Origin of the sequence: Chryseobacterium urinae, assembly GCF_030518295.1 — a bacterium.
Classification (GTDB): domain Bacteria; phylum Bacteroidota; class Bacteroidia; order Flavobacteriales; family Weeksellaceae; genus Chryseobacterium; species Chryseobacterium mucoviscidosis.
Genome location: NZ_JAULSJ010000021.1, coordinates 17,897 through 43,766, shown reverse-complemented (window position 1 = coordinate 43,766; position 25,870 = coordinate 17,897). Strand labels below are relative to the sequence as shown.

Sequence of the window (25,870 nt, the reverse complement as noted above, 5' to 3'; positions counted from 1 at the left end):
AGCTGACAAAGACTGTTTTACTTTTTAAGCTTTCCGATTTCATTTTATTTATTCTTTACGCCATCATTATTTTCTTAGACGACAATACATTTATTTTCCTTCGGCTGATAAAACTTTTTTGGGAAATTGTTTATCGACAGTTATGATCTTCTTTCTGAATTATTTTTCAACTGACTTGTTTCCGGTAAATATTGTCTGCGAAAGAGAAAATCAAACCCACGAAAACTAAATAAAAACGAAATATTTTTTTTTCATCGCTCGTGTGGAGGTTTCGGTCCGGGAGCAAAAAGAGATTCAAATTCATCAATAAGATGATCGAAATCCTGTAACTGATCGGGATGACAAATTTTTCTGATGTCCTGAAAATGTTTAAAGTTAATTTTCTCGGTTTCCATACTTATCTTTCCGATTTGCTGTACCAAAGAATCTCCGTTTTTCTGATCTTTATTTTTTAATAATGAATAATACTGCGTTTTCGCATCCATCATTTCGTGTTCTTTTTCTCTGATCTGCATTCTGTGCTGTTGAATCAGCACGTCATATTGTTGTATCTGTTTTTCATCCAAATGCAGCCGTTCAATAATGAGATTTCTCGGCCCCGAATGATGCGGAGGTTTTCGCATGAGCATGAAGACAACCAACAGTAGATTAGAAATCAACAGACCGATGATGATAAAAATGTAAAACCTGTTTTTAGTCATACGAAAAAGTATTTTGTGATTTCATCATAAATAAGGTATCAAAATCTGATTTTGAATTATCTTTTGTGTTTTGAATAACTTTTACGTTCAAACTGATCAGAATAGCAATCACGGCTGCCGCGGCGAAAATCCATTTTGGGGAAACAATATCTTTCTTCTGATTCTCAATTTTACTGAGAATCTTTCCGTACAATTCTGAAGGAGCCTCCACGCTCTGAATTTTTTCTAATATCTGCAACTGATCTTCCATTACATACTTAGACGATTTATTTTTCATATTCCTTCTGTTGATTTAGTTTTTGGACAAGATTTTTTTTGGCACGTTGAAAAAGTGATTCCACCGCTTTCTGACTGATATTCATGATCTCAGCGGTTTCCTGTTGAGAATTGCCTTCAATTTTCATTAGGATAACCACTGTTTTCTGATCATTCGGAAGCATATTGATAAAGCTGAAAATTTTCATCACTTCTTCTTTCTGCTCAAGAACTACACCGGGATGATTGAAATCTACCGGTTCATTCTGTCTGTTTTCGGCATCCGAATCTCTGAAGAGACCGAAAAGGAATCTTTTCCTGGAATTTTTATGTTTAAGAAAATCTAAGGATGTATTGATTGCGATGCGGTAAATCCATGTTTTTAAGGATGACTCGTTTTTAAAGCCATCTATTTTTTGTGATATTTTTACAAAAACATCCTGAGTTATTTCTTCCGCATCTTCGGTATTCTGGGTATACTGCAAAGCAAGATTATACACCATTTTCTGATGCTGACGGAAGATAAACTCGAAATTCATATTCCGGTTTTCATTACGGTCACTTTTTATATTAGACGAGAAAAAATATTTTTTCCTTCGGCTTTTTCAGTTTCCGTAAAAATAAAAGAAATTCAGATGTAAAAATGATCCTGAGAAAGATTGATCAGATTATTTTATCGCTGTAGTTTTTCTCCGTAGCTTAAATCTCCTGCATCTCCCAATCCGGGAGTGATATATCCTTTTGATGTTAAACTTTCATCAATAGCTCCTACCCAGATTTTGGCATCGGGATACGCTTTTTCTATGGTTTCAACTCCCTGCCTTGAAGCAATTGCAGCAACAATGTGAAGCTCAGTCGGCTTTCCATGGGTTAACAGATCTTTAATGGCTTCGATAAGAGAAGCTCCGGTTGCCAACATCGGATCGGCAACAATTAAAGGTCTGTCTTCGATATTGGGACACGTTAAATAGTCCTGTTTAATAGAAAAATAATCGTTGGCGTCGTGTTTTCTGTAAGCGGCAACAAATCCGCAGTCTGCTTTATCAAGATAATTCAAAATTCCTTCAAACAGAGGAACTCCGGCTCTCAAAATGGTTGTAATAACAGGCTGAACAGCAATTTCTTTCACTTTAATCGTATCCAGAGGAGTCTGAATTTCAATTTCTTTCTGCTCCAGTGTTTTACTGATCTCGAAAGCAGCAATTTCGCCGATTCTTTCCATATTTCTGCGGAATCTCATACGGTCGTGCTGGATTTCAACATTTCGAAGCTCATTGATCCATGAATTAACTAAAGAAAATTGTTCTGATAAAACGATTGTGTTCATTATTTTGAAAAGCTTTTATCTAAAAATATATATTTAATGAAGAATAAAATCCCTCTCAGAAAAATCTGAAAGGGATTACAATTTATTTTTGTCTGAAATACACTTCGATAGGAACTCCGGTAAACCCGAATTCTTTTCTCAGCTGGTTTTCAGTAAATCTTTTATATGGTTCTTTTACGTATTGCGGTAAGTTACAGAAGAATACAAATTGTGGTGACGGCGTCGGAAGCTGTACACAGTATTTGATTTTAATGTATTTCCCTTTGTTTGCAGGAGGCGGTGTCTGTTCAAAAATAGGAAGCATCACTTCATTAAGTTTTGAAGTTTTGATCTTTTTCTTACGGTCTTCATACACCTGCATTGCCATGTCTACCGCTTTCAGGATTCTCTGCTTCGTTAATGCGGAAACGAATAAAATAGGAATATCCTGAAACTGCCCGATCTTGTCTTTAATCTGTTTTTCGAAATCACGCATGGTATTCGTCTCCTTACCTTCAATCAAATCCCATTTATTAACAAGAATCACAATTCCTTTTCTGTTTTTCTGAGCCAGACCAAAAATGTTCATATCCTGAGATTCCCATCCCTGAGTAGCATCCACCATAATAATCACAACATCAGAGTATTCGATGGAACGGATAGAACGCATTACGGAATAGAATTCCAAGTCTTCGCTTACTTTGGATTTTCTTCTCATTCCGGCTGTATCTACCAATACGAATTCGTGTCCGAATTTGTTATAAAGGGTCTGGATACTGTCTCTTGTAGTTCCTGCAACATCTGTTACGATATTTCTGTCGGCATCAAGCAAAGCATTCGTCATGGTAGATTTTCCTACGTTCGGACGACCTGCAATGGTAATTTTCGGTAATCCTTCGAAAGGATCTTTGTATTCGGTAGTCGGGAAATCTTTTACCACATCGTCCAGTAAATCTCCTGTTCCTGAACCTGTTGCGGAAGACAAAGTGTAATATTTTTCAATTCCCAACTGATAAAATTCTGTAGCAGCGAGTTCTTCTTTGGAAGAATCTACTTTATTGATTACGATATAAACCGGCTTATTGGATCTTCTCAACATTTCGTGGATTTCGTAATCCGTATCTGTAAGACCTTCTTCTACATTCAGCATGAAAATGATAGAAGTTGCCTCATCAATCGCCAATTGAACCTGCTTAGAAATTTCTCCCTGGAAAACATCATCATTGTTTACATCATAACCACCAGTATCAATTACCGTGAAATCTACTCCGTTCCAGTCGGATTTTCCGTAATGACGGTCTCTGGTAACACCGGCGGTAGAGTCTACGATAGCCTCTCTTCTTTCCAGTAAACGATTAAAAAGCGTTGATTTTCCTACGTTGGGACGCCCAACGATTGCGACAATATTCGACATAAAAAATGTTTAATAATCCTTCGACAAAGCTCAGGACACGTTATTAATGGGTTTCTCCAACTTTTGGAGCCCAATTTTTTGCAAAGATACGCTTTTTATTTAATTTGATATTTGTAGCAGAAAAGCTCTGATTTCAAATCATACTTTCTCATAATTAATATGCAAAGAAACTTTCATTCCGAATAAAAAATTTAAAAAAATAAATCTTTGTAAATCAATTAATAATCGATTGCCACGCACTTTTCTTTTAATATCATTTTTATTTTTAAAATAATTTATATAATTTCGCGTCATAGAAATACAGACCCATGGTGTAGCGGTAACACTACTGATTTTGGTTCAGTCATCTGGGGTTCGAATCCCTGTGGGTCTACCATTTAACAAATGCAACTAGCTAAATTACAGCAAGTTGCATTTTGTTTTTGGTCACTTTTTGACGTTTGGTCACCATTTTAGTCACCCTTTTTATAAAAAACACTCGGAGTGAACCTCATTAAATCTAATTGAACCTAATTGTATTTTTACCAACGAAATACCCCCCTCACTTCATAGATGTTTCTTGCACACAATTATTATTTCATCTAAGTAGCAAATACTAGCCTGCATCAATTTGACAAACATTAAAAACCTATCCACCGCTAAATTTTTCAGTAATTTAGGATATTAATGATTTTTTTAAAAAATAAAATATTTGGCACGTTTTTTGATAAGAGTTTAATTAGAAAGTTAAATAATACTTTTACAAAAAAGTAGTAATAAATTGACTTTCATTGAATATTTTGATAAAAACAAGTCAGAATATTGTAAAAAACCTATGAATGTTACATTAGCATTGATAGGTTTTTTGCTTTAAAGGCAGTAAGTGAAATTTTTATTGCCTAACAGGAAAATTATGTCCTTTAATTAAAAATGAATTAAATAAAATAGTAGAAAAAGAATAACAGACATATAAATTGAAAATAGATTAAAGACCTTTTTAATAAGGGGGTCTTTTTTTTATACCCAAAAATTTGCTATGTATTAAATAGAATTATTATTAAAAATTATATAAAATGAACACATTACAGTTGGTACAAGTACCGAAAGACGAATTAATTACTGAAATTGAAAAAGTAGTTATAAAAGTATTAGAAGCCTTTAATATGGGGAAACAAACAGAAAAAGAGAAAGAACTTTTAACAAGAAAAGAGGTGATGGAATTATTGGATGTGACATATTCAACGCTTTTTAATTGGAATAAGAAAAAGATTTTAATACCCAGAAAAATCGGGCATAAAGTGTATTATGATAGAAAAGAAGTTTTAGCGTATAAGAATAATTAAAAACAAGAAATATCTATCAAGCGGTAATTTATAAATAAAATATAAAAAGACTTATAAAATTTCAGCTTAGTGTAATTTAAAATAACAAAATTCGACGTGTAAACATATCCGTAATAAATATTACGGGAGGGATTGTCATGTCTAAATTTTAATAAAATAAAATTTAATATATTAAAAATCAAAACATTATGAATTTGAATAAAAACAACAACAGCCACATTGAAATGCTATTACTTGCAGTTATGCAGGAATTAAAAGAACAACTTCATTATGAAATGGAAGAAGCCTTAACAGCTAAAATAAATGTTATGGAAGAAAGAAAAACTGAAGAACTCTTATCAATTAAAGAAGCTACTGAATATCTAGGAGTAAGCAAAATAACACTTTGGAGATTAAGAAAATCTGGAGAAGTAAAAACCTACATGTTAGGATCACAAGTTTATTTCAAAAAGTCGGAGATTTTAAAATCATTAATTCGTGTAAACTAATAAAACGAGGTAAGATATTGGGAGGGTATTGCTACCCTTCCTTCTAGCTTACACATATATAAATGCATTAAAAACAATCAAATACGTAATTATGAATAATTTAAAAAATGACTTAGATATTGATATTATTGAAGTTTCTGTTAATAAAGATGAATGGATCTTTTTTAATTCACCATGGATGATTTTTATTTTTAAGAATGACAATTTTGTGTCTGAGGTGCGGATTTACCCAAAAGAAACTGATGGAGATATGGTGGTTGAAATTGATATTAGTCCGTATTTCGCTACAGATTTTCAAGAGGTTAATGAGGTATTGTCAGAAATGTTAGCCAAAAAATGGGATAAGGATAAATTCAATAGAGCTGAATTTATTAAATGTTATTATAATGGTGATGTAAATTACTGGGATAATATGACTTGTGATGTAGAAACCATGTACAATCTACTCCAGAAGTAAGTTTGCAATTCTATAAGTATTAATTATATGTTTTCAATCTACAATAATTTAACTGATAAAAAAGTAATAGCAGAGTACTCTAATGTAAGGGAATTGCTGGATTATATTCAGAATCCTGACAGAAGGGATGTGAAATTCATTGAAGAATTGAGGAAATGTGATTCAGAAGCCGTCTTACATAGGTTGCGTGATAAATTGGAAGTGTGTAATTTTAATTCCTTGAATCCAGTTTCAAACAAAAATGAGGGTGGCACATTACTAAGCGGATACTTTTATTATGAGATAAAAGATAGCAATGATTTTGACTATGATGTTACCCATGTTAAAGCATTTTGGAGTACCGTTAATGGAAAAGGATGCTGTATTTTGGTGGAAGTAGAAAACATATTTGAAGAAAAGTTAGAGGATGCATATAAGTGGGTTGCAAGTAAGATAGGAGTTGCAGAAAAAGACTATCTGAACACCATTTTGATGGAAGCAGAGCTTGTGAGTTATGATATGCAGGCGCATTATAATGATGATGCGACAGCATTATCTTTTGAAAAAAAAGACCCCGAAGCTAAAATAGACTTGCAACCCAATTTTTTCCCCCAATTCGATGGACATAGTAATATATACTACCGAAACGGGGGAAAAATAAGACTCAGTAACCTCGAGGAAGTTGCTGAAAATTATGGGATACGTTTCGATGAAAACGGGTTATTTGACTTTGGAAAAGAAAAAATCAACTACTGCCAATGCTTTGTTCCTTTTGAATCTGTAGGTGCAAGAAACAGGCATAGGTATTTAAATGGGTTTGCAAAATGTCTTCTCTCATTAAATCCACATATAGCTTTTGAATTACTACATCATTATTTACAAAGCTATAACAGCCAGTATTTTGTTACACCTTTAGGAGATGGAACAGTAGAAGAAATAGCTATGAAAAATTATAAGCTAAGAGGAACACTTGAGCCGTTGGAAAACAAATCGAGAAGATTTTATTTTGAAGATCCAAAGATGTCAGCTTCAGAAAAGAAAAGACTGGCTAATAAGGTTTTAGCAAACGACAGGGTTGAAAAAACACGTCAGGAGCTTTTAGAGTTTCTTGAAAATTGGAACTATGAAAAGTATCCTAAAATTACTCAGGCTAATTTAAGGCTGGTATCTGGTAAAGATAAAAAAACTATTGAGACTCATTACAGAGAAGTTCGGAACAGGTTTGAGAATAGAAAGCAAGTTTAAAATTAGCCTGTTTCTATTTATTTTGACTTCTCACTTATAAAATATCGTTAGATTCAATTTGATAAAAGATCAACAAAGCTTATTTTAAATGATTGGCTTTACCTGTCTATGGTAGAACCAATCATTTGTATTTTTTGAATTTTTGCTTGGATCAGGATTTAATATCATGCTAAAGTATTTATATTATTCTGTTTTATATTTTTCAGAAACTATATGACTATTCGTTTTAATTTTTAGTGATAATAAAAATATAGCTTTCCCCATGATAGAATTCAACTGTTAAATTCTTTTAATTCAAAGTAACAGTTTTCACAAATCAGTTTTATTTTAGCAAAACTCTCAGATTCTTCGTTCCAACCATCATGTTCAATTCTCACTTTTTCGCATTCGCTACACCATGCCTGAAAATCGTCTTCATCATCCAGTTCCATGCCTTTGTATGTTTCAAATGCTTCTTCAAAACCTTTTGGTGTTTCAAGGTTTAAATGTTGGCAAACAAATGCGGGTCTGGAATAACCGTGATTGGCACAATTAACTGTTTTTTGTTTTAATTTTTTAACCTCAACAGATTCTTTATCTGCTGTATCAATTATTAACAAATATTGTTCTAAACCATTTATTTCCACCTTGTATGCTCCGATTCCATGAAAAAAATCTAAACAAATTGCTGTTAGCTCCCAGCCATCAAACTCATCACTTGGGAAAGTTCCCTCCATAAGTTTTGTAAATCTATTCTCAATACCTATTTCTTTTATTGCTAAAAGTTGACTTTTGCTCTTTTCGATAGAAGAATTGTTAAACCAATTCCACATCCAAGTTTTAGATTTTAAAGAAAATGTACCTACTGAAATGTATTTGAAAAATATTTCATCTTCATTATTATTGTATAACCGCAAAACTTCAGTTTCGCTGTCATAGAACCAATTTGCATATGAATTAATCTTAAAACTGTCTTTAAATCTATCCTGAATTTTAATTAATTCATCAAGTTTTTGTTTACTAAATTTCTCATAATCTGCCATTTCGTTTTCTACTCTATCTTTAGGTTATTTATAATTTTTAGAATTTCATTCTTTTCTTTTAAAATTTCAGGATTATCCTTATCGCTATCGTCAATAGTGTAGCTACAGTATACTATTTTCTTATTAACCGCAAAAATCCAATTAAAAATCATTAATTTTTCATCCTCTTCCATAGAATATGATATGTAGTATACATATTTACTTGAAGGATTTTTTAGAATTTCACCATTGTAATCATTTGATAAATTTTCCAGATATTTATCTGCGTCAAAATTACCATTGCCTTCTAATTTTAAAGGGGTAACTCTGAAACTACCAGTGTGTTCGGTATAGAATAAATATGTTCCTTCTTCTTCCTCTTCACTTATCATATTAGACGGATAAGGAAAGTTTACCCATTCTTGATTAGATGTAAATTGTTTATAGTTCATTGTTTTATATTTCCTATACGTTTTGGCAGTATTCATTTATTCTATCTTTTGCATACTCCGCACCAAGATCTAATGCTTTTTTCCAACTTTCACAAGCACCTTTCAGGTCTTTAAGATTCAATTTGGTATTGCCTAAGTTAAAATAGGCTTGTTGTAAATCCTCTTTTTCGGGATTTTCAAGCTGAATAACTTTTTGATAGTCAATAATTGCACCTTGATAATCTCCATTTTCATCTTTAAGTCCTCCTCTGTTTATTAAAGCACTGGAAAAATCAGGGGCAATTTCTAATGCCTTGTCGTAATCATTCAAAGCAGATTTCCATGTATAAAGCTCGTTTTTTACGATTGCTCTGGAATAATATGCGTCAGGTTCATTCGGATTGATAGAAATTGCCAGAGAAAAGTTAGTAATAGCACCGCTTAAATCTCCTTTGTAATAACATTCAATACCTAAATCGAAATAATAATCAGCATCCTCTAATTCAGGAAAGATTTGTTCTTTAGGATCAAAGAAACTTCCATAAGCATCTAAGACGGCATCAAACTCATAACCTCTTTTATACATATCTAATGCCCAATATGTTAAATTGTCCTTTGTTACAGCAATTTCATTAGTTTTTCCGTTAATCTCCCAAACGTCCTCATATTCCGTTACTTCATCAACAGAATAGGGATAATGTTCATTCAGGAAGTTAGACAGTTTAATTAAATTTTCTCTTTTATCTGAGACGAAAGTAAAATCAAATTTAGAAAGACAATGATCTTTAAGACCACTTCTTTCTACCATATTGTTATAAACATCTTCAGCTATAACCATTTCTTTTCCAAAGCCTTTTGTGAAGCTCTCCCAAGTTATATAGGTGTTTTCCATTTTTGTCAAAATTATAGTTTAGTAAGGTGCGTTTTAACTAAATATTTGTTCTGTAAAATCATGTTAAGCTTTTGCTTTTCCACTCTTGATAGCGCATATCTATGGTTGGTTTTATCTTATCGTAATTTTGCCACGAATTGTCTATTTCATATATATTATTATATTCATCAAAGACTGTTGCATAATCACTAAAATAATTATCATCACCAGTACTCTCGTAATAATTCTTTACAAATTTATTTCCTTCATCGTTTAAAACTTCATTAAAGAATTTGCTGTCACATTCCATAATTAAAAAATCTCTACCAGTTATTTCTCGTCTTTTAACCTTATCAATTGATTCCTGTGCTAATTCAATATAAAGTTCTCCAACTAAATTATTTTGGATAATCCAAGCTAGAAAAATCCCTATGTGCGTTCCGCCATTTTCAGGATTTGCTTCTTTAGGAAAATTTTCTCCTTCTGAATGCCATTGTATTTTATCGTATGACATAATATTTTTTTAGTTAATTGTAATAGTTTTTACTTCAATACTTCAATAAACTACATGAGTATCTCCGATTTTAGATAAGAAAAACTTTTCTCTTTACCTGTTTCTTCTTCATTGAACTCAAATACAAGGTCAATATCGTTTATATATTCAAGAACAAAAGCTTCTCCTAATTCTCCTGTCACAGCAATATCTCCTATTTGGTAAAAATAATCTTCGTAAGGCTTGTACGAAATCGGTACTTTTATGACTACATCATAAACATTATCAGGATATTTATAAAGAACGTACTTCCATTCTGTAGCATTAAATTGAACTTTTTCTCCGTTAATTAGTAGGTTAAATACTAATTTCCACTGTTTAGGAGGCTTAGAAGAATAAAAAACCCAATCTTCAATATTTGGAGCCTTACTGATTATAGTTTTTGAAAGTTCAAGCAATTCAACATCGCCTTCAGGAGAAATTGTTAAAAATTTCTTATCTATTCTGTTATCAAAACCTATTTCCCAAGAAAAATCACCAAGCTTTTCAATTTCTTTATCTAAAAGATCAATATATTCTTCTGTAATTTTTTTTGGAGATAAGTATTCAATATTATCTTTAATCCAATTCCAAAAATTATCTATTTCTTTAGTTTTCATATTTTTGTTTTGCTTTGTTATAGCGTTCAGGGTTCATCTCATTTCTTTTGTTATCTAATTTATTGACACCTCCTCTTTCATTTATTGCTTTTTGCTCCTTATAAGCACCTTCTTCAGGATTTTTTGGGTCGTATTCATCTATAACCTTTGCCTTTTTTCTATCTCTACCATCATCTTTACCCCCTCTTTTAGTAGGATCACCTTTCTTAGTTCTGCCTACATATAATTCCCCTGATTCAGTTCCATCCTCAGGGACTTCATAAATAACTCCTTTTTCTTCGGATTTGGAATCTTTAGCTTTACCAGATTTATTTTTACCACTCTCTGTCTTACTAGCATTTTCTTTGCTGTCCCCCTCACTATTCAGCACACGGTTGGCAACTTCTTTAAACTTTTTCCCACCATAGATTACAGCACTGCTTGCAATAATAGTATTCATTGAAATCCTGTTGTTCATGTTCTGCATCCACTGGGGAGTCATTCTGCCAACAGAATTATTATTGTAGGTAGGTGAAGGAGTGAGAACAGGAGCTGCCAATCCTCCGCCCAAAACGCCTATACTTTCCAGTCCTTCTAGTTCCCTGTGTGCCACTACGGCATTTTCCGAGAAATTGAAAGGGGACTGATAAGCGTACTTTTCCGCCAACGGATCAATATTAAAGAACCTTACAAACGAAGGATCATAGTTTCGCCATTTAAAAGAACTCCATCCTGTTTCTTCCTGTCTTTCCTGTTCCTGAAAAGAATACAGGTAGTTGGGAGATAAAGATCCTGAAATATTCATTCCGTCACCGCCAAAATCCATCCCGAAAGGGTAGAAATCCGAAATTCTGTCTGCTACTGCATTTCCCGAAGCATCTTTATAAAACGACAGCTTGATATTTCCGACCTGATCTTTATACTGGTAAAAGTACTTATTTTGAATGAAATCGTAATAACCTTCTTCGGTCGGCACAAACTGCAATGCCATAGTATAGCTTCCGTCAGGCTGTACAGAAGAATCTGAATTCTTATACTGGAAACCATCGAAATACTCGTTTACCGATGAAGTCCCGACATTGGTACGCCCTGTAAAATAATTGTAGCTTTTACGAAGCTTCACGCCATCCGCTCGGTACAAATAACCTGTATTAACGTAGTAAATCGCCCCTTTCCTTGAAACCGATTTGTTAAATTTAATATAGCTCGGAAGATTCAGGAAATTATAGTCGATCTGTAAAATATTTTTATCAATCTGGCTCTGCATATTTCCGTTGCCGTCATACGTAATGGCAGTTCCCGAAGTATCGGGATAACCAAAATAATTGCCTGAACTTTCCGTAACAGTATCTAGTCTGTTTCCTGTATAGGAAAATGCAAGATCATCAATAACCTGTGCGCCAACCCCGATAAGATACCTGTTTCTTTTCAGCGTTTTTACGTTGCCGTTAAGGTCATAGGTAAGAATCTCATTGTAATAGTTATTCTCGGGAACAGAAGCATTCGGCTCAGAATAGATTCCGCTTTTCAGCCTTCCCAAAGGATCATATTTGTAGGAATATCTTTTCAGTCCTTCCCCCGAAGAAGAAATCCAGTCAGACTCCGCAATGCTTCCATTAAAGTAGGGAGAAGAAAGATTCGTATTGACAGGATTGTTGAATTTCAGTTCGTAGGCAAAAAGCTTGTTCCCGAGATTTTGCGGATTGTTCACCTTTGTAAGCCATCCCTGTATATTGTAGGTATAATCTATGCTTTGCAAAGGCTGTGCAGGGTTTGTTCCGCCTACCTTTTTGTTTTTCAGTTGGGAAAGTTCGTTGTATTCATTTTGCGCAATAATTTCTACTGGCTTATTGTCTACCTGATGTTTCTGTACCAAAAGCCTGTTTTGGGCATCATACTCAAATGTCTCGGTAACAACTTTTTCAGTATCAGTGCTTAATCTTTTGTGATAGGTGATGCTTTTTTCAGTCTGCCCTGTAAAGTCAAGCAGTAAATCCTTATGGGTGTAACCGCCTAAATGATTGTACGACCTTGTGGCAATAACCTTTCCAAAAGTATCGTAATAATCATAGTTTTTCGTCCAGCGGTTATCTTCGATATTCTTTAGATACTGCGCTGTTTTTAAATTATTGGTTGAAGCATCGTCATTTACTCCAGGATGATCCCTTAATGTGTACTGTCCTAAAACCGTTGGCGGAAAAGGTGGGGAATCAGGAGGGTAAGTGTCATAATAATTAACGCTTAAAAGCGTAATATTGGAAGAAGGATAAGCAAGATTCCTGTAATACAGGTTCAGTCCGCTTATTAAACTGGGATCATTCACCCGAATTTCATAATTCCCGCCATTAGCGGTAAGAGTATTAAGATACGCCTGTATTTCTGCCCTTGACTGGGAATTGCTAAAAAATCCTGTGTAAGCAACCCTGCTGAACTCATCATATTTTGTAAATATCCATCCCCTTGCCTGGAAGTTGTTAAAAGCTGTTTTCAGTAAGGCATCCTGCGCTAAAACCAGTCTGTCCTGTTTGTCATACACAAAATACTCCCATCCCTTATTAGGCAGTTTCTTTTCTGCTACACGGTCTAATCCGTCAAGTCGGTACTGGTAACAAAGGTTATTGAGTATCTCATCGGGAATCTGTGTTCCTGCGGGAAGGTTTTTAATGGCTTCCGAAGCCAGTGGAGGAATAATAAAAGCCAGTTGGGCATACTCATTGTAAATGTAGTAGGTATCTGCATTTTCAGTAGCACTCAGTACCTTTCTGCTCAGGATCAGTTCATCCTGTCCGTTGGTGTACTCGTAGGTCGTGTTTCCGTCTTCATCGGTAATCTTTCTTTTACGGATTGTAGTTTCTTTATAAAAACCATTCACCGCCAAAGTATTATCCGCTACTTTAAGGGTTGAGTTCATGATTCCGTCTACTGCTGAAGTAGTGGTAACATACCTTCGTATCTCATTAGCTGAGTTGGCTAGATACTCGTATGTAATGGGTTTATCTGCCCATGCTGTTCCTGCTTTGGTCTGCTGTTGTAATCTGTCTAAAGGAGAGTTTTCCAGTTTTTTTTCAGAAAATATCCTTTCATTTCCGTACAGATTCGGATTCACGGCATTGGCTAAAGGGTTGGGAACGATAGCTCCGTTTAATGTTCCGTTTTGCGGTACAGGCAGGTACTCTTTTACCTGTCTTCCGAATCCGTCATATTCTACGTGGGTAACAACATCTTTTCCTGTGGGGGAAGCTTTAACCTGAACGATCTGTTTGGTTCTTCCTAGTCCGTCCAGATATTCTACGGTTACAGACTTCTTTACGCAGTCAGCATCCAGACATCGGGTACTTTCAATGTAGTTTTCTGTATTGCTTGGGGTGGTTTGTGCATAGGTACACGCACTTATAAGCATTCCTGTGAATGCGAGAAGGAATTTCGATAAATTTTTTCTCATGATACTTGTGAATTTTTTACATAGTTAATTTTTATTTGGTCGACAATTTAGAAATAATCATTGGTGTACAACATAGGTATTTTCCCCATATTTTTCATTCAGTAATTTATTTCTGTCCGTAAATGTAGATCTGCAAAACGTCAAAACCTGTCGTTTTTTTAAGAGGTTTTTGAAAGATTTATTAGAAACGATCCTTTAGAGCATTTATAAAGAGTTTTAAACCTTGTAGTAAATAATAAGCACACGCTGTATATAATGCAAGGAGTGAAACCATCATCAAAATAAGCGATACATCATCCCAAATGCTGTACGGCTTAATTTCAAATGGTGGAATACAACCTCTTTGAAACTGCAACATCATTTTGCTACATCAAAAGGGTTTTCATTTGCCTTCATAAACACGCTTCCCATCCTTTTATATTTAAGATTTTTACCTTTTATGCACAAATCATAAAGTCCGTTTCCTTTTTGTTCTGAAATACGTAAGAAAACAACATCTTTTTCCTCGCAATCATTGTCTATTGCAACGTGTTTTCTAAGGTCTTCAATTGTTGCATCTACTTTTTTCAAAAAAGATTGGATTTTCTTATCGGGTGCTGGTTCTTGATAGTTTGTTGGCAAATCACACTTTTTAACTTTCTGTGTGTCCTGTGCGAAATAAAACATTGGTAATGCGAACATTAAAGTAAAAATCATTTTTTTCATAATGTATTATTGTTTTAAAAGTTAATTTGTAATATTAGTAAGCTTATGATTCCCATTATTAACAATAGAACTCCCACACATCCACTTTGTGAGCTATTGTTTGTGTAGGTTGTTGTATGGGACTTGATTGTATTTTTTTCAGAATTGTATTTGTTAACAACTCCCTGTGGGGTTAAGCCACTCATAAATAATGGCTTATTGCCTATCTTTTCTTCAAATACTTCGCAACATTCTTTTGCGTAAATGTAAATTGTCGGGGTAAACATTAGACGTGCTATTGCTCCGTCAAGGGGGTATTTGTCTTCTCTCCAAAATGCAATTTCTCCTTTTCCGCCAATGATTTTATAAGCATTTATAAGATATGGGTTAGGCTGTAAGTCGCCAAACACAATGTTTTTATGGAAGTCCTTGTTAAGAAGGTGTTTTGTTTTGCTTACAAACTCCCAATATTTCATGTTTTGTTTTTTCTCGCTCCATTCAGTCTGGTTGTAGCTGATTTCGGCTTCCATGAAAAGAGTTGTAGCAATCTCTTGAAAGTTCTTTTGTTTTTCTAATTCAATGATTTTGTGTAGATACCCCATTTTATAATGTATTATAAATGACAAAAGCGTGGAACTAAAGCCAATCTGTTACTGAGGTACTAGGATACCCGACAACCAGAAAGACTCCGCCCACGCCCGTATGGAGCATGAGCGTAAATCAATCGGATTTGGTTGTCTTTGAAGATTCCTAGTTTTCAGTAACCAATGCGATAGCTTTACGCTTATATTCGTTGATGTCTTCTAAAATAGCTGTTCGCCTTTTAGATAAATTTTTCTATATCAATAATTAAACCGTTTTAATTTCACGAATTGCAAAAATGATAAAAAATTCTGATACCTCCTTACGGATTTTGAAATTTTCTTTTATATGTATCGGAAGAGTAGCCATATTAGTCTTAGGGGGAGGGTGTAAGGCGAGGTTTTGCCGTACCCCCACCTTTGGAAAGTCGGACAAAGATTTTTGGGAGGTGTCAAAAACCTCAGCACTTTTTTTGAATATTTTAGACTATGAGTATTTCTTATTCTATTTTATTTAAGAAATCAACAACACTTAGTCCCAGAACATATCCTAAATTTACAGGCACAGCATTACCAATTTGCTTGTATTGTTGACCTATTGCTCCCTGAAATTTCCAATCGTCGGGGAATGTCTGAATTCTTGCACTTTCTCTCACTGTTAATGGTCTAGATTCCGTAGGATGACATCTTTCAGTCTGCTTCATAGCTGGTGAACAAACAATTGTTAATGATGGTGCATTCATAGCAAGTCTCCTTGCTAATCCAGTTTTACCACCTCCTAAAAAATAACTTCCTCCCATATATTCTCGTTGGAGCTCATCTGGTAAATCTCGCCAATATCCACCTTCTGGTACTTGTTCCATTATCTCTTTTTTCCTCTTTGGATATTTAACGCCGCTTTCTTCTGGCACATCTTTGTCAAATAATACGCCTTTCTTAAAAGCATCGGAAACAGTCAAAACTCTATGGAATTTCTCAGGAAACTTAAATTTTTCGATATGCTCTGCCAAGTCATTCCTTACACCAACAAGAATTAGTCTTTCCCTCTTTTGAGGTACTTTATAATACATTGATTTCAGAACTCTAGGTTCAATTAGAGTATAACCAATATCTTTAATAGCTTGTTTAATAACCTCTAATGTTTTCCCATTATCATGTGTGAATAAACCTTTTACATTTTCTCCAATAAATACTTTTGGTTTAACTTCCGTAATACATCTGGCAAAATCGAAAAATAGTGTTCCTCTAGTGTCCTCAAATCCTAATTTTTTACCTGCATGTGAAAAGGCTTGACAAGGAAAGCCTCCTGTTATAATATCTACTTTATCTCTATATTCTGTAAAATCTAGATTTCGAATGTCATCTTCTATAACATTCCATTTTGGGCGATTATATCGTAAAGTTTTACATGCATTTTTTTCAAACTCATTTAATAAGACATGCTCAATTCCTGCTTTTTCCATTCCTAAAGCCATACCACCTGCTCCTGCAAATAGTTCGATTGACGTGTACTTTCTATTAGGCTTTATCTTAATGAAATTTTCCCATTTAGTGTTAAAAACTTCAGATGCGACATCATATTGTAGTAAACTTTCTTTGCTATATTTCTTGACTCCATTAATACTTATTGGAACAAGCTTTTTATTTTTAGCCCAAGTATTTAGACGCTCTAGAGAAACGTCTAATAGATTACTAACTTCAAATTCATTCAATACTTCCATTATTTAAACTTCAAATCCTTAAAACCTTCGTAACTGCTAAAAGATAACAAATATATACTTGTTAGTAAATCAGTAGAGATTTTATTAAGTTCTTCGAAAACTGTATTTTTTCTATCACGGATTTCTCCACTTTTTACAACATCGCGGATAACTTTGGGAAGTGCCGAGCATAAATCGCGAAATGCATTCTTATCTCCTGTTACAATTTCATAAAATTTATCAATTGAAACTCTTCTGATTTTAACATTAGAAGCTTGTCGCTCTCCGTCTAAAGTAATAACCCAGGTTATATTTTGGCTCTTTTTTGCTATAATTTCCACTAGATAACAGCTTGCATCATTGTCTTTTAATAATGTACTTTGGAATTTCATAAAGGTTTTTGCACCTGAAGAAGAGTTCATAGTATTATGTTTATTCTTCATTTCTACAAAAATTTTCTCCTTTTGATTTACAATATCAAACCCACTAGGCGGAACAGTCCAATCTTTTGAAATATACTTAAAAATATCCTGATGGAAATAACCTATCAAATTAGAATTTGTTTTGTCAAGTTGTCTAATGACTTCATTTTCAATAGTATCTTGAATACTTTGATCATAAACTACAGAGTCGAATGTTAATTTTATTGGATCAATTAAATTTTTATTAAACTTTGCTAAGTCAATTGCAAAACTGTAGGCATTAACAGTTTTTTGAACGTGTTCAAATAAATTATTATCGGAAATAAAACCTAAGCCATATTTGCTCATCTTCTTTTAATTTTATTTTTGCAAATTTAGTAATATAACTATAAAATTCAACATAGATTAAAATCTTCCTATTTAGAAATCTTTATTATATGTCTGGAAAAAGTACCCATATTAGTCTTAGGGGGAGGGTGTAAGACGAGTTTTTGCAATACCCCCACCTGTTGAAAGTTGGTCAAAAGTTTTCAGGCGGTGTAAAAACCTCAACATTTTTTTTGAATATTTTTAGACTACAATCCAAAGTTAGAACAGATTTGAAAAGATTTTCTACGGATTCAAAATATTATTGCTGTTTTATTTAAAAGTATGCTAATTTTAGAACGTTTGGCACGGTTTTCGACTACTGAAAAGCAATAAAAAACCCCGTCAATACTACCAATATTGAACGGGGAAGTGTAAAATTTTAACGCGTAATTAAAACTTATCTACAATGACAAAGTTACAAAATTGTTTGGAAGATTTCCAAATCTATGTCGGAACGTACAAAAAGTACAATGAAGGTTCAATCTATGGTGAATGGTTAAACCTTTCAAATTATTCAAGTTATGACGAGCTTTTACAGGCTATGCAGGAACTACACCAAGATGAAGACGAACCAGAGTTCATGTTACAAGATTATGAATGCTCAGAGTTCTTTATCAAACAAAAGCTAATCAGTGAATACCATCTTTCAGCAGATATTTACGAAATAGCCGAACAAATCAATAATTCAGATTATGATTTCGAGGTTATAGAAGCCTATGCGGAGTGCATGAGTTATTATCATAATGACGTAGAAGACCTTTTATATAATCTTTCAGATTCTTATTTCGGGCAGTATAATTCAGATGAAGACTTTGCGCAGGATATTTTAGAGCAGGACGGCTCAATTCCTGAAAATTTGCCTTCTTACATTTATATTGATTGGGAAGCAACCGCCAGGCATTTGATGTACGATTATATGAGTTCTAACGGCTACTATTTCAAGAACTAATTAAAATAACAATCTTTGCACCTTGCTTAATTGCAGGGTGCTTTATAACAATTTACAATTATGAAAGCAAGATATATAAGAGTTTCAACAGGAGCGCAGAACACCGCAAGACAGGAAGAAAAACAAGCTAAGGGCGAAAAGATTTTTATTGATATTGTTAGCGGTTCTACTCCCTTTAAGGATAGAGAGCAGGGAAAGGAACTTATAAAAGCAATTGAAAATAATGAGATTAATTACGTTTCGGTAAGTTCAATTGACAGGCTCGGAAGAAACCTGTATGACATTCTTACGACTTTGGAATTTTTCAAAGAAAAAGGCGTTATTCTCAAAGTGGATAATCTCGGATTAGAAAGCCTTATAAAAGGGAAGGAAAATCAAGCCTTCAAACTTATTATTTCCGTTATGGCAAACATAGCCGAAATGGAACGAGAAACCATTTTAGAGCGTCAACGAGAGGGCATTGCACTTGCAAAAGCTAAAGGGATTTACAAAGGACGTGAGAAAGGTTCTACGGAAAGTATAGAAGACTTTTTATCCAAGTATAAAGAAGTTATAAAGAGCCTAAAGAAAGGAAATTCTATCAGAGATACAGCAAAAATTTGCAACGTAAGTATAGGAACAGTACAAAAGGTTAAAAATAATATTTGAGTTACTTTTGTACTGCTCCCAATTAAATTAATTAATCCTCAACAGGTATGTAAGACTTTAGAATTCCAATTAACTCTTCATAGAGATTATTTACGATTGATTTTGATTTAGCATCAAGGATGCTACCATTTAATAGTTCCTCGTTATAAGTTTCAAGAAGTAATTTCATTTGTCCAATACGATAACCATTTTCGGTATCTCTTAGTAATACAGGATTTTTAGTAACATTTAGGATTCCCGATACTAAAATATTGTCATCTGGAGTTGCGCGTGATTTTTCAAGAAATGTAATTGAGGTTTGAACTACTTCGAGTAATAATTGTGACATAATTTTGTTTTATAATAATTCAAATATATAATTTTTATCAATAGATTATGGGATGTACTCAAAGAAATATAATTATCACTATCAATACATCTAAAAGTAGTGCAAAAGGAGCTATTTGTACTTTATTTAGTGGCTTGTTGCTCTTTCAAAATAATAATATCTCGCAATTTTTAAAGTTTTGAATGCTCATAAAAAGAGTCTGATTTATGCAAGTGTAATAGATCTCAGGCTCTTGAAGTATGTATAAGTGTTTTTGTATGTATGATTGATTATTCAATGATGTATGTATTGAAAAAGCAATCAAAGGATAGATGTATCAAAACTAAAGCGTGATCCACTCCTGAAAATTGAATTGTTTATTATTACAATAAATAAAGGCACAAAAAAAGAGCTAAAATCTAATATTGAAAATCCCAGCTCCTTATATATTCTATATGTCTAAAATGGTATTTTTACAATTACTAATTTCTTTGGAGTATTTAAGAAATATTTTTGTTAATGTTAATGATTTCGGCTAACTGCTCCATGTTTCCACTTTCAATAAGTTCTTGCATTTTTTGCATTTGGGCTTTCAGTACTTCAATCTCTTTAGTCTGTAAATCTGCCTTTTGTAATTTTTCATTTCTGGCTTTGATACTTTCCTTTCTAATCTGCTCATGTTCGAAGGTCGGTTTGAAATACGTTTTGAAAACGGATTCATCTGTGTGACCCGTATATTGCCATATTTCTAATAAATCCCAACCCTCTATATATCGGTTGGTACAAAAACTTCTCCTAGAATCATGAAACGCTATTTTATCCGCAAAATTAATTTTATCAAACACTACTCCCTCATTAGTTGGGCGTTCACGTGTGATTATTTTTTCTTTGAAATACGGTACAGCCTTAAATAATTCTTTTAGGTATTCGTTTGTGTTTTGGTTGGATATGGCTATACTTTTAATATCATCATTATATTTACTTAGGATTTCACCTGCATAGCCAAAAAAAGAGAAATTCACTGTTTTATAATTGTCTACTCCTGAACCTTTTTTCAATAAAATGTTGACTGTTTTACAGCCATGGTCAATATGTCCGCCCTCAATACGTGTAATATCTCCGAATCTGAGCGAGGTATGACAGGCAAGAACAAACAAATCCCGAACTCTCTCTAATCTCGGAGTATCAGAAAAATCATATTCATACAATATTTTGATTTCAGGCTCTGTTAAAACAGTGTGGAAAGTTGGCGGTACTTTAACCTTGTATTCATCCTGCATATAGCTTCTATTATCTGTGTAACCTTTTTCAAATGCACGTTTTTGTATAGCAGACAATCTTTTGATTCGGGTTTTGAGTGTATTTAATGATTTTACTCTTTCCGTATCAAGTAACCAATTTTGAAACTCCAAACACTGCACCTCATCAAATTTATCAATATCAAGAAAGATATTATTTTCATTGGCAAAATCTTTTAAATCCTGATACATTACTCTGAAAGATGATACATAACTTCTGTGCAGGGGTTTTTGACCTGATGTAACAGCACGTATAATTTTAAGTTCAGCTACTTTCATGAACTCCTGAAATACATCATCAAAAGATTTTTTCTTTTTCTGCACAGTCGTAAGTTCCTTACCTGCCATTGCATTATCAATAATGGTTTTTAATTCTTCCTTTGTCGGCATACGGTTATAATGCTCATTGAAACTTTTATGAGCATCTACAATGGACGTTTTAAATTTATCTAGTCTTTGGTTGATTTCTCTTTTATCTCCGCCAGATGTGGCAGTTTTAGAATCGGCATCCCAATTGCTTGGAGCAATTTTCAGACCTGTTGAAAAATCGACTTTTAAAGCTTTAAAGGAATATCGCCCCATGATTCGGGAAATTTCTTTTGCAGGTTCTTTCAATCTAAAATTAACGCTTCCTGTTTCGTTACTGTACTTCTTTGCTACTGCCATAAAATAAAAAATTTCATATAACAAATATACGGAAAATTTGAAAATAGGTCACCATTTTGGTCACCCTAATTTTTAAATGCATTTAAATTTAATTGCATCAAATAAAATTTAATCAGATGTTTATCAGTATACTAAATAGAAAGTTAAATCTTATAAACGGCATACAAATACAATATGTTATATCCTGTGGGTCTACAAAAACCGTTAATTATCAAATTAACGGTTTTTTTGTATATAAAAATGTTTTGTGCTATTGATATTAATTATGACTGCTTTTCATCAAAAAGGTATTGATCTTTAAAGAATTTTAATTTATATAAATTAGCTGCCCAACTCCAGCTGGTTTTTTACCAGATTATAGTAATCTGCTTTATTATCAACCAATGTCTGATGATTTCCATGCTCTACAATTCTTCCATTTTTTAAAACAATAATCTGATCGGCATTTTTCACTGTACTTAAACGGTGTGCGATGATTAAAACTGTTTTTCCTTTGAAAAACTGTTGTAAATTGTCATGGATGATTTTTTCATTTTCGGCATCAAGTGCAGAAGTAGCTTCATCAAAAAAAATGTAATGAGGGTTTTTATAAACAGCTCTTGCAATAAGTATTCTTTGTTTTTGCCCACCAGAAATACCATTTCCTGATGCTCCGATTTTGGTATTATATCCTAAGGGAAGCTCTTCTATAAACTCTTCGATATTTGCTATTTTTACTGCGTTTTGAAGTTTTTCTCTGTTTACCTCCTCATCACCAGTGGCAATATTTCTTTCAATAGTATCTGAAAATATAAAGCCGTCCTGCATTACGACACCACAATTTTCCCGTAAACTTTTTGGGGAAATTTTTGATATATTTTCAGAATTATAGAAAAGTTCCCCTCTTGTTGGTTCGTAAAATCTCAGAAGCAGTTTCATTAAAGTGGTTTTTCCACTACCGCTTGCGCCGACAATTGCCGTTATTTTTCCTTCCGGAATTTTAAAACTAATATCTTTAAGAACAAATGGAGATTTAGGACCTTCATATTGAAATGAAACATCATTAATATTGATCCCTTGATTATTTAATAAAGATGTTTTTGAAAGAGGGATTAAATTTTCATTTTCTTCATCTTCATGATACTGAACTTCGGAGAGTCTTTCCAAACTAAGCTTGGCATCCTGTAGAGAATAAAAAAATGTTGTAATACTGTTAAGAGGAGAGATCATTTGTCCCAATATAAAAGAAATTGCCATAAGCTCACCTAATGACATTTCTCCTTTTATCACACAAACAGCTGATATATAGGTTACAATAATGTTTTTAATCTGGTTGATTATTTCAAAACCGCCGATCTGAAATTGAGTTAACCTCAGAACTCTTGCATTTATTTGTAATAATTTATCCTGAATTTTCTGCCATTCTTTATTCTTAAAATCCTGAAACTGATTTAGCTTCATCTCTGTTACACCATTTATAATCTCATAGATGGCATTTTGATTTTCACTTTTTAATTTAAATTTATAAAAATCGAGTATGCTTCTTTTCTTCAGAAAATATGCAGACCAACAAACAGCTAAAACTGTAAGAAGCAAATAAATGAACAGTATTGTGTAGTTGTAATATCCCAAAATCACAAAAAATACACAAAATGAAATAATGGAAAAAATAGTGATTAAACTCTGTGAAGTTAAAAAATTTTCTATTCTTTCATTATCCTGAATTCTTTGAGTGAAATCGCCCATCATTTTAGTATCAAAGAATTTTATTTTTAACTGTAATAATTTTCTTAGAAAGTCTGAAATAATTGTTATGCTGATTTTTGTTCCTACTTTTAAAACCAGCCAGTTTCTAATGATTTCAACAGTCATAGCTCCCAGAAACAAGCTGATCTGCGCAAAAAGTATCAATTGAACAATTGACAGATTTTTGTCCGTAATCCCTTTGTCTATAAGATTTTGCGTTAAAAACGGGAAAGCGATGTTTACTAAATTGCCTAAAAGCAAAGATAATAACATCCACAAAAACTGTTTTTTATGCTGAAATAAAATTCCTGCTAAATATTTGATATTTATTTTATTTTCCGCAGGTGGAGAATATTCATAGAAAGCATCTGTAGGATTGAGAAATAGTGCAACACCTTTGTTGTCACTGCTAATCCAATGCTTTAAAAATTCAGTTTCCTTGAGGTATAATATGCCATAGGAAGGATCAACAATTTTAAACAATAAGCCTCTTTTAAAAAAAGACTTATTGCCTTTTTTGGATCCTTTTATTTTTTCTAAAACTATAAAATGGTTTTGATCCCAATGTAATATACAGGGTGTAGGTAAATCTAAAAGCTGGTCTAAATTTATTCTTGTTGTTACTGTTTCAAATCCTATGCTTTGCGCCGCTTCGCTGATTCCTAATAAAGATACTCCATCTCTTGTAAGAAATGATTTTTCTCTTAAATATTTCAGAGTATATTTTTTTCCATACTCATTGGCAATCATAGCCAGACAAGCCGGACCACAGTCCATGATATTATACTGAGGAATAAATTTCATTTATTTGTTGGTTGATTCAATAAAATCAGATATTTTTTTCAGTTTTTTCAATATAAGGGGATTCAATAAATCGTTTTTACTTTGATAATTTAATTCAATTTCATTACCTTCTAGTTTAACAAACGTTTTGTCATTTTTAGTTTCAAGATCACTAATCTTTGACCATACTAACTTCTGGTTCGTTGTTTTATACTCTTTGCCTAGCTCTTTTTTTAAATAGTTCAGTATCGACTCTTTTTGCTTTGCATCAAAAGAAGTCGAATAACTATAGCTTTCGGAAGACTTTGTACTACTGGTAGTTTTTGTCTGGGCTGTTCCTGAATTTGATAATGCAGTCATAAGTATTAAAAGTATTATTTTTTTCATTTTTTATTTTGTTATTCGATGATATTAATTGCTCTTTTATCATAAAGTAATGATAAAAAGTATAAGCCGGCTTCTACAGGCCAATCTTGCGTTAAAGTACTTAATAAATCCGTTACTTCCTCCTCTTTATTTCTATTTAATTTATCAATGATACCAGGTAATTCATCATGATATTTAATTTTTACTTTATAACCTCGCACAAACATGACCAGCTCATCTCCAATTTTTTCATAACATGTTTTAAATGGATAAGGAGTAATTATTTTTTTATTCTCTAGTACTTCATAATTATCTACATCATATTTTATTTTATCATTTAAGGTTATTGGGATATTTGCCCATCCGCCATTACTTAAAATTGCTAATTTGAATTCTTTGTGTAAGTACTTCATCAAATCCATGAAAGACAGGTGTCTAAGATTTTCATCTAAATTAATTACTGATTCAATGGCATTAAATGAATCTTCAACTTCTACATTTTTATCCGGACTTAATATTTGTTTGTTATCATTTAAATATTGCTGAGAAATAGAATTTAAAATTGCAGATGTAAAACCTTTTCTTGTAGGATTGTTAAATCCAACTATAAATCCGATAGACAATTCATCAGAAAATCCTATATGATACTTATTCCATGGCATAAAATAAAAATCTCCCATTTCGAAAGGATATGCATCCGAATAAGGCAGAAGTGGTTCTATATCTGTATTATTTTCTTTTTTGCCAGTTAACTCCTTATATGTATCTTCCTCCCAATTATACATTATTTTTGGACCAGGTCCAAGATGAAAATGCATTATATTCTCGCCCTTAATATCAATATGAATACCCAAAGGTGTCCATCCGTAATTTCCTACAAACAGAGTCATTTCCAGTCCTGTTAAAGGTATTCCTACTTTATCCAGTAAAGGCTGTAATTTTAATAAAATATTCTGTGAAACTTTCTCTGAAAATTTTTCAGTTCTATTAATAATCATTCCGAATTTTTGTTTTTCAAAAACTCTTTCGGCATAACTTTCCAAAGTTTCTTTTTCAGTTGGTGGAGCATCAAAAAGTTTGGATATATAGTTTATATCCTGTTCTTCACCTTTTATGTACACTCTAAACCCATACTGATTAGTTCTATGAGTATAAATCTCCTGTAAAATCTTTACTGCTTCGTTCTTTAATATATCAATATCATTATTAGAAATTACATTTTTGTATACTTTTGTTTTAGTAAAATTCCCACTATCTTCTAAAAAATGATCCCACCACTCCGCAGAAAAAGATTCTACTTTTTCGATAATTGCCTGTTCCATCTTATTT

Annotated in this window: 26 protein-coding genes and 1 tRNA gene; 7 read left to right on the top strand and 20 right to left on the bottom strand. The window is 32.9% G+C overall.

The genetic code is table 11. The features are described 5' to 3' along the window. Positions 1–251: 251 nt before the first annotated feature. The 5 genes from QWT87_RS13835 to der form a co-directional block, all read right to left on the bottom strand. Positions 252–701 carry a Spy/CpxP family protein refolding chaperone gene (locus tag QWT87_RS13835; protein ID WP_302716562.1) on the bottom strand — a complete coding sequence of 150 codons (450 nt, stop codon included), beginning with the start codon at positions 699–701 and terminating at the stop codon, positions 252–254. After that, positions 694–978 carry a hypothetical protein gene (locus tag QWT87_RS13830; RefSeq protein WP_087712409.1) on the bottom strand — a complete coding sequence of 95 codons (285 nt, stop codon included), beginning with the start codon at positions 976–978 and terminating at the stop codon, positions 694–696. The genes QWT87_RS13835 and QWT87_RS13830 overlap by 8 nt, the downstream gene beginning before the upstream one ends. After that, positions 968–1,495: an RNA polymerase sigma factor gene (locus tag QWT87_RS13825; RefSeq protein WP_087712408.1), complete on the bottom strand. Its 528-nt coding sequence runs from the start codon at positions 1,493–1,495 to the stop codon at positions 968–970. Before QWT87_RS13825 ends, QWT87_RS13830 begins: the two co-directional genes overlap by 11 nt. A 134-nt stretch (positions 1,496–1,629) precedes the next feature. Continuing rightward, positions 1,630–2,283: a uracil phosphoribosyltransferase gene (upp, locus tag QWT87_RS13820; protein ID WP_087712407.1), complete on the bottom strand. Its 654-nt coding sequence runs from the start codon at positions 2,281–2,283 to the stop codon at positions 1,630–1,632. Positions 2,284–2,365: 82 nt separating this feature from the next. After that, positions 2,366–3,676: a ribosome biogenesis GTPase Der gene (der, locus tag QWT87_RS13815; RefSeq protein WP_116097518.1), complete on the bottom strand. Its 1,311-nt coding sequence runs from the start codon at positions 3,674–3,676 to the stop codon at positions 2,366–2,368. Positions 3,677–3,978: 302 nt separating this feature from the next. Between der and QWT87_RS13810 the strand changes: the two genes are divergently transcribed. The 5 genes from QWT87_RS13810 (at position 3,979) to QWT87_RS13790 (ending at position 7,167) form a co-directional block, all read left to right on the top strand. Then, positions 3,979–4,052, top strand: a tRNA-Gln gene (locus QWT87_RS13810). A gap of 676 nt (positions 4,053–4,728) precedes the next feature. Continuing rightward, a complete protein-coding gene (locus tag QWT87_RS13805; RefSeq protein ID WP_302716559.1) occupies positions 4,729–4,998 on the top strand; it encodes a helix-turn-helix transcriptional regulator in 270 nt (89 codons plus the stop codon). A gap of 188 nt (positions 4,999–5,186) precedes the next feature. Next, positions 5,187–5,486: a helix-turn-helix domain-containing protein gene (locus tag QWT87_RS13800; RefSeq protein WP_302716558.1), complete on the top strand. Its 300-nt coding sequence runs from the start codon at positions 5,187–5,189 to the stop codon at positions 5,484–5,486. Positions 5,487–5,577: 91 nt separating this feature from the next. Further along, on the top strand, positions 5,578–5,943 hold the full coding sequence (locus QWT87_RS13795; RefSeq protein WP_302716557.1) for a hypothetical protein: 366 nt from the start codon (positions 5,578–5,580) through the stop codon (positions 5,941–5,943). Positions 5,944–5,970: 27 nt separating this feature from the next. Beyond that, positions 5,971–7,167: a hypothetical protein gene (locus tag QWT87_RS13790; protein WP_302716556.1), complete on the top strand. Its 1,197-nt coding sequence runs from the start codon at positions 5,971–5,973 to the stop codon at positions 7,165–7,167. A 272-nt stretch (positions 7,168–7,439) separates the two neighbouring features. On the opposite strand, the gene QWT87_RS13785 is transcribed toward QWT87_RS13790, so the two are convergent. The 10 genes from QWT87_RS13785 to QWT87_RS13740 form a co-directional block, all read right to left on the bottom strand. Continuing rightward, on the bottom strand, positions 7,440–8,189 hold the full coding sequence (locus tag QWT87_RS13785) for a DUF6882 domain-containing protein (protein ID WP_302716555.1): 750 nt from the start codon (positions 8,187–8,189) through the stop codon (positions 7,440–7,442). 8 nt (positions 8,190–8,197) lie between these two features. Further along, positions 8,198–8,620: a DUF3805 domain-containing protein gene (locus tag QWT87_RS13780; protein WP_302716554.1), complete on the bottom strand. Its 423-nt coding sequence runs from the start codon at positions 8,618–8,620 to the stop codon at positions 8,198–8,200. 13 nt (positions 8,621–8,633) lie between these two features. Beyond that, positions 8,634–9,491 (bottom strand): tetratricopeptide repeat protein, encoded by an 858-nt coding sequence (locus tag QWT87_RS13775; protein WP_302716553.1) that lies wholly within the window; start codon positions 9,489–9,491, stop codon positions 8,634–8,636. 58 nt (positions 9,492–9,549) lie between these two features. After that, positions 9,550–9,984: a DUF7832 domain-containing protein gene (locus QWT87_RS13770; protein WP_302716552.1), complete on the bottom strand. Its 435-nt coding sequence runs from the start codon at positions 9,982–9,984 to the stop codon at positions 9,550–9,552. A 50-nt stretch (positions 9,985–10,034) separates the two neighbouring features. Beyond that, entirely contained in the window at positions 10,035–10,622 is a 588-nt protein-coding gene (locus QWT87_RS13765; RefSeq protein WP_256038650.1) for a hypothetical protein, read from the bottom strand. Next, positions 10,612–14,043 (bottom strand): DUF6443 domain-containing protein, encoded by a 3,432-nt coding sequence (locus QWT87_RS13760; RefSeq protein ID WP_302716551.1) that lies wholly within the window; start codon positions 14,041–14,043, stop codon positions 10,612–10,614. The genes QWT87_RS13765 and QWT87_RS13760 overlap by 11 nt, the downstream gene beginning before the upstream one ends. Before the next feature lie 357 nt (positions 14,044–14,400). Continuing rightward, positions 14,401–14,748, bottom strand: coding sequence for a hypothetical protein (locus tag QWT87_RS13755; RefSeq protein ID WP_302716550.1), 348 nt, complete (start codon positions 14,746–14,748; stop codon positions 14,401–14,403). A 14-nt stretch (positions 14,749–14,762) separates the two neighbouring features. Beyond that, positions 14,763–15,257, bottom strand: coding sequence for a hypothetical protein (locus QWT87_RS13750; RefSeq protein WP_302716549.1), 495 nt, complete (start codon positions 15,255–15,257; stop codon positions 14,763–14,765). A 551-nt stretch (positions 15,258–15,808) separates the two neighbouring features. Continuing rightward, on the bottom strand, positions 15,809–17,029 hold the full coding sequence (locus QWT87_RS13745) for a DNA cytosine methyltransferase (RefSeq protein ID WP_302716548.1): 1,221 nt from the start codon (positions 17,027–17,029) through the stop codon (positions 15,809–15,811). Beyond that, entirely contained in the window at positions 17,029–17,778 is a 750-nt protein-coding gene (locus QWT87_RS13740; protein WP_302716547.1) for an Eco47II family restriction endonuclease, read from the bottom strand. Before QWT87_RS13740 ends, QWT87_RS13745 begins: the two co-directional genes overlap by 1 nt. Positions 17,779–18,205: 427 nt before the next feature. On the opposite strand from QWT87_RS13740, the gene QWT87_RS13735 reads away from it, so the two are divergent. Further along, positions 18,206–18,748, top strand: a complete 543-nt coding sequence (locus QWT87_RS13735) for an antirestriction protein ArdA (RefSeq protein ID WP_302716546.1) — start codon at positions 18,206–18,208, stop codon at positions 18,746–18,748. A 60-nt stretch (positions 18,749–18,808) separates the two neighbouring features. Then, positions 18,809–19,396 carry a recombinase family protein gene (locus QWT87_RS13730; protein ID WP_302716545.1) on the top strand — a complete coding sequence of 196 codons (588 nt, stop codon included), beginning with the start codon at positions 18,809–18,811 and terminating at the stop codon, positions 19,394–19,396. Positions 19,397–19,427: 31 nt separating this feature from the next. Here QWT87_RS13730 and QWT87_RS13725 read toward each other — a convergent pair whose 3' ends face one another. From QWT87_RS13725 to QWT87_RS13705, 5 genes are all read right to left on the bottom strand, one after another. Then, positions 19,428–19,724, bottom strand: a complete 297-nt coding sequence (locus QWT87_RS13725; protein WP_302716544.1) for a hypothetical protein — start codon at positions 19,722–19,724, stop codon at positions 19,428–19,430. A 479-nt stretch (positions 19,725–20,203) separates the two neighbouring features. Further along, positions 20,204–21,667 carry a tyrosine-type recombinase/integrase gene (locus QWT87_RS13720; RefSeq protein WP_302716543.1) on the bottom strand — a complete coding sequence of 488 codons (1,464 nt, stop codon included), beginning with the start codon at positions 21,665–21,667 and terminating at the stop codon, positions 20,204–20,206. Between the two features lie 321 nt (positions 21,668–21,988). Continuing rightward, positions 21,989–24,196 (bottom strand): peptidase domain-containing ABC transporter, encoded by a 2,208-nt coding sequence (locus tag QWT87_RS13715; RefSeq protein WP_302716542.1) that lies wholly within the window; start codon positions 24,194–24,196, stop codon positions 21,989–21,991. Beyond that, positions 24,197–24,562 (bottom strand): hypothetical protein, encoded by a 366-nt coding sequence (locus tag QWT87_RS13710; RefSeq protein WP_302716541.1) that lies wholly within the window; start codon positions 24,560–24,562, stop codon positions 24,197–24,199. An 11-nt stretch (positions 24,563–24,573) separates the two neighbouring features. Further along, entirely contained in the window at positions 24,574–25,863 is a 1,290-nt protein-coding gene (locus QWT87_RS13705; protein WP_302716540.1) for a hypothetical protein, read from the bottom strand. Positions 25,864–25,870: the final 7 nt, after the last annotated feature.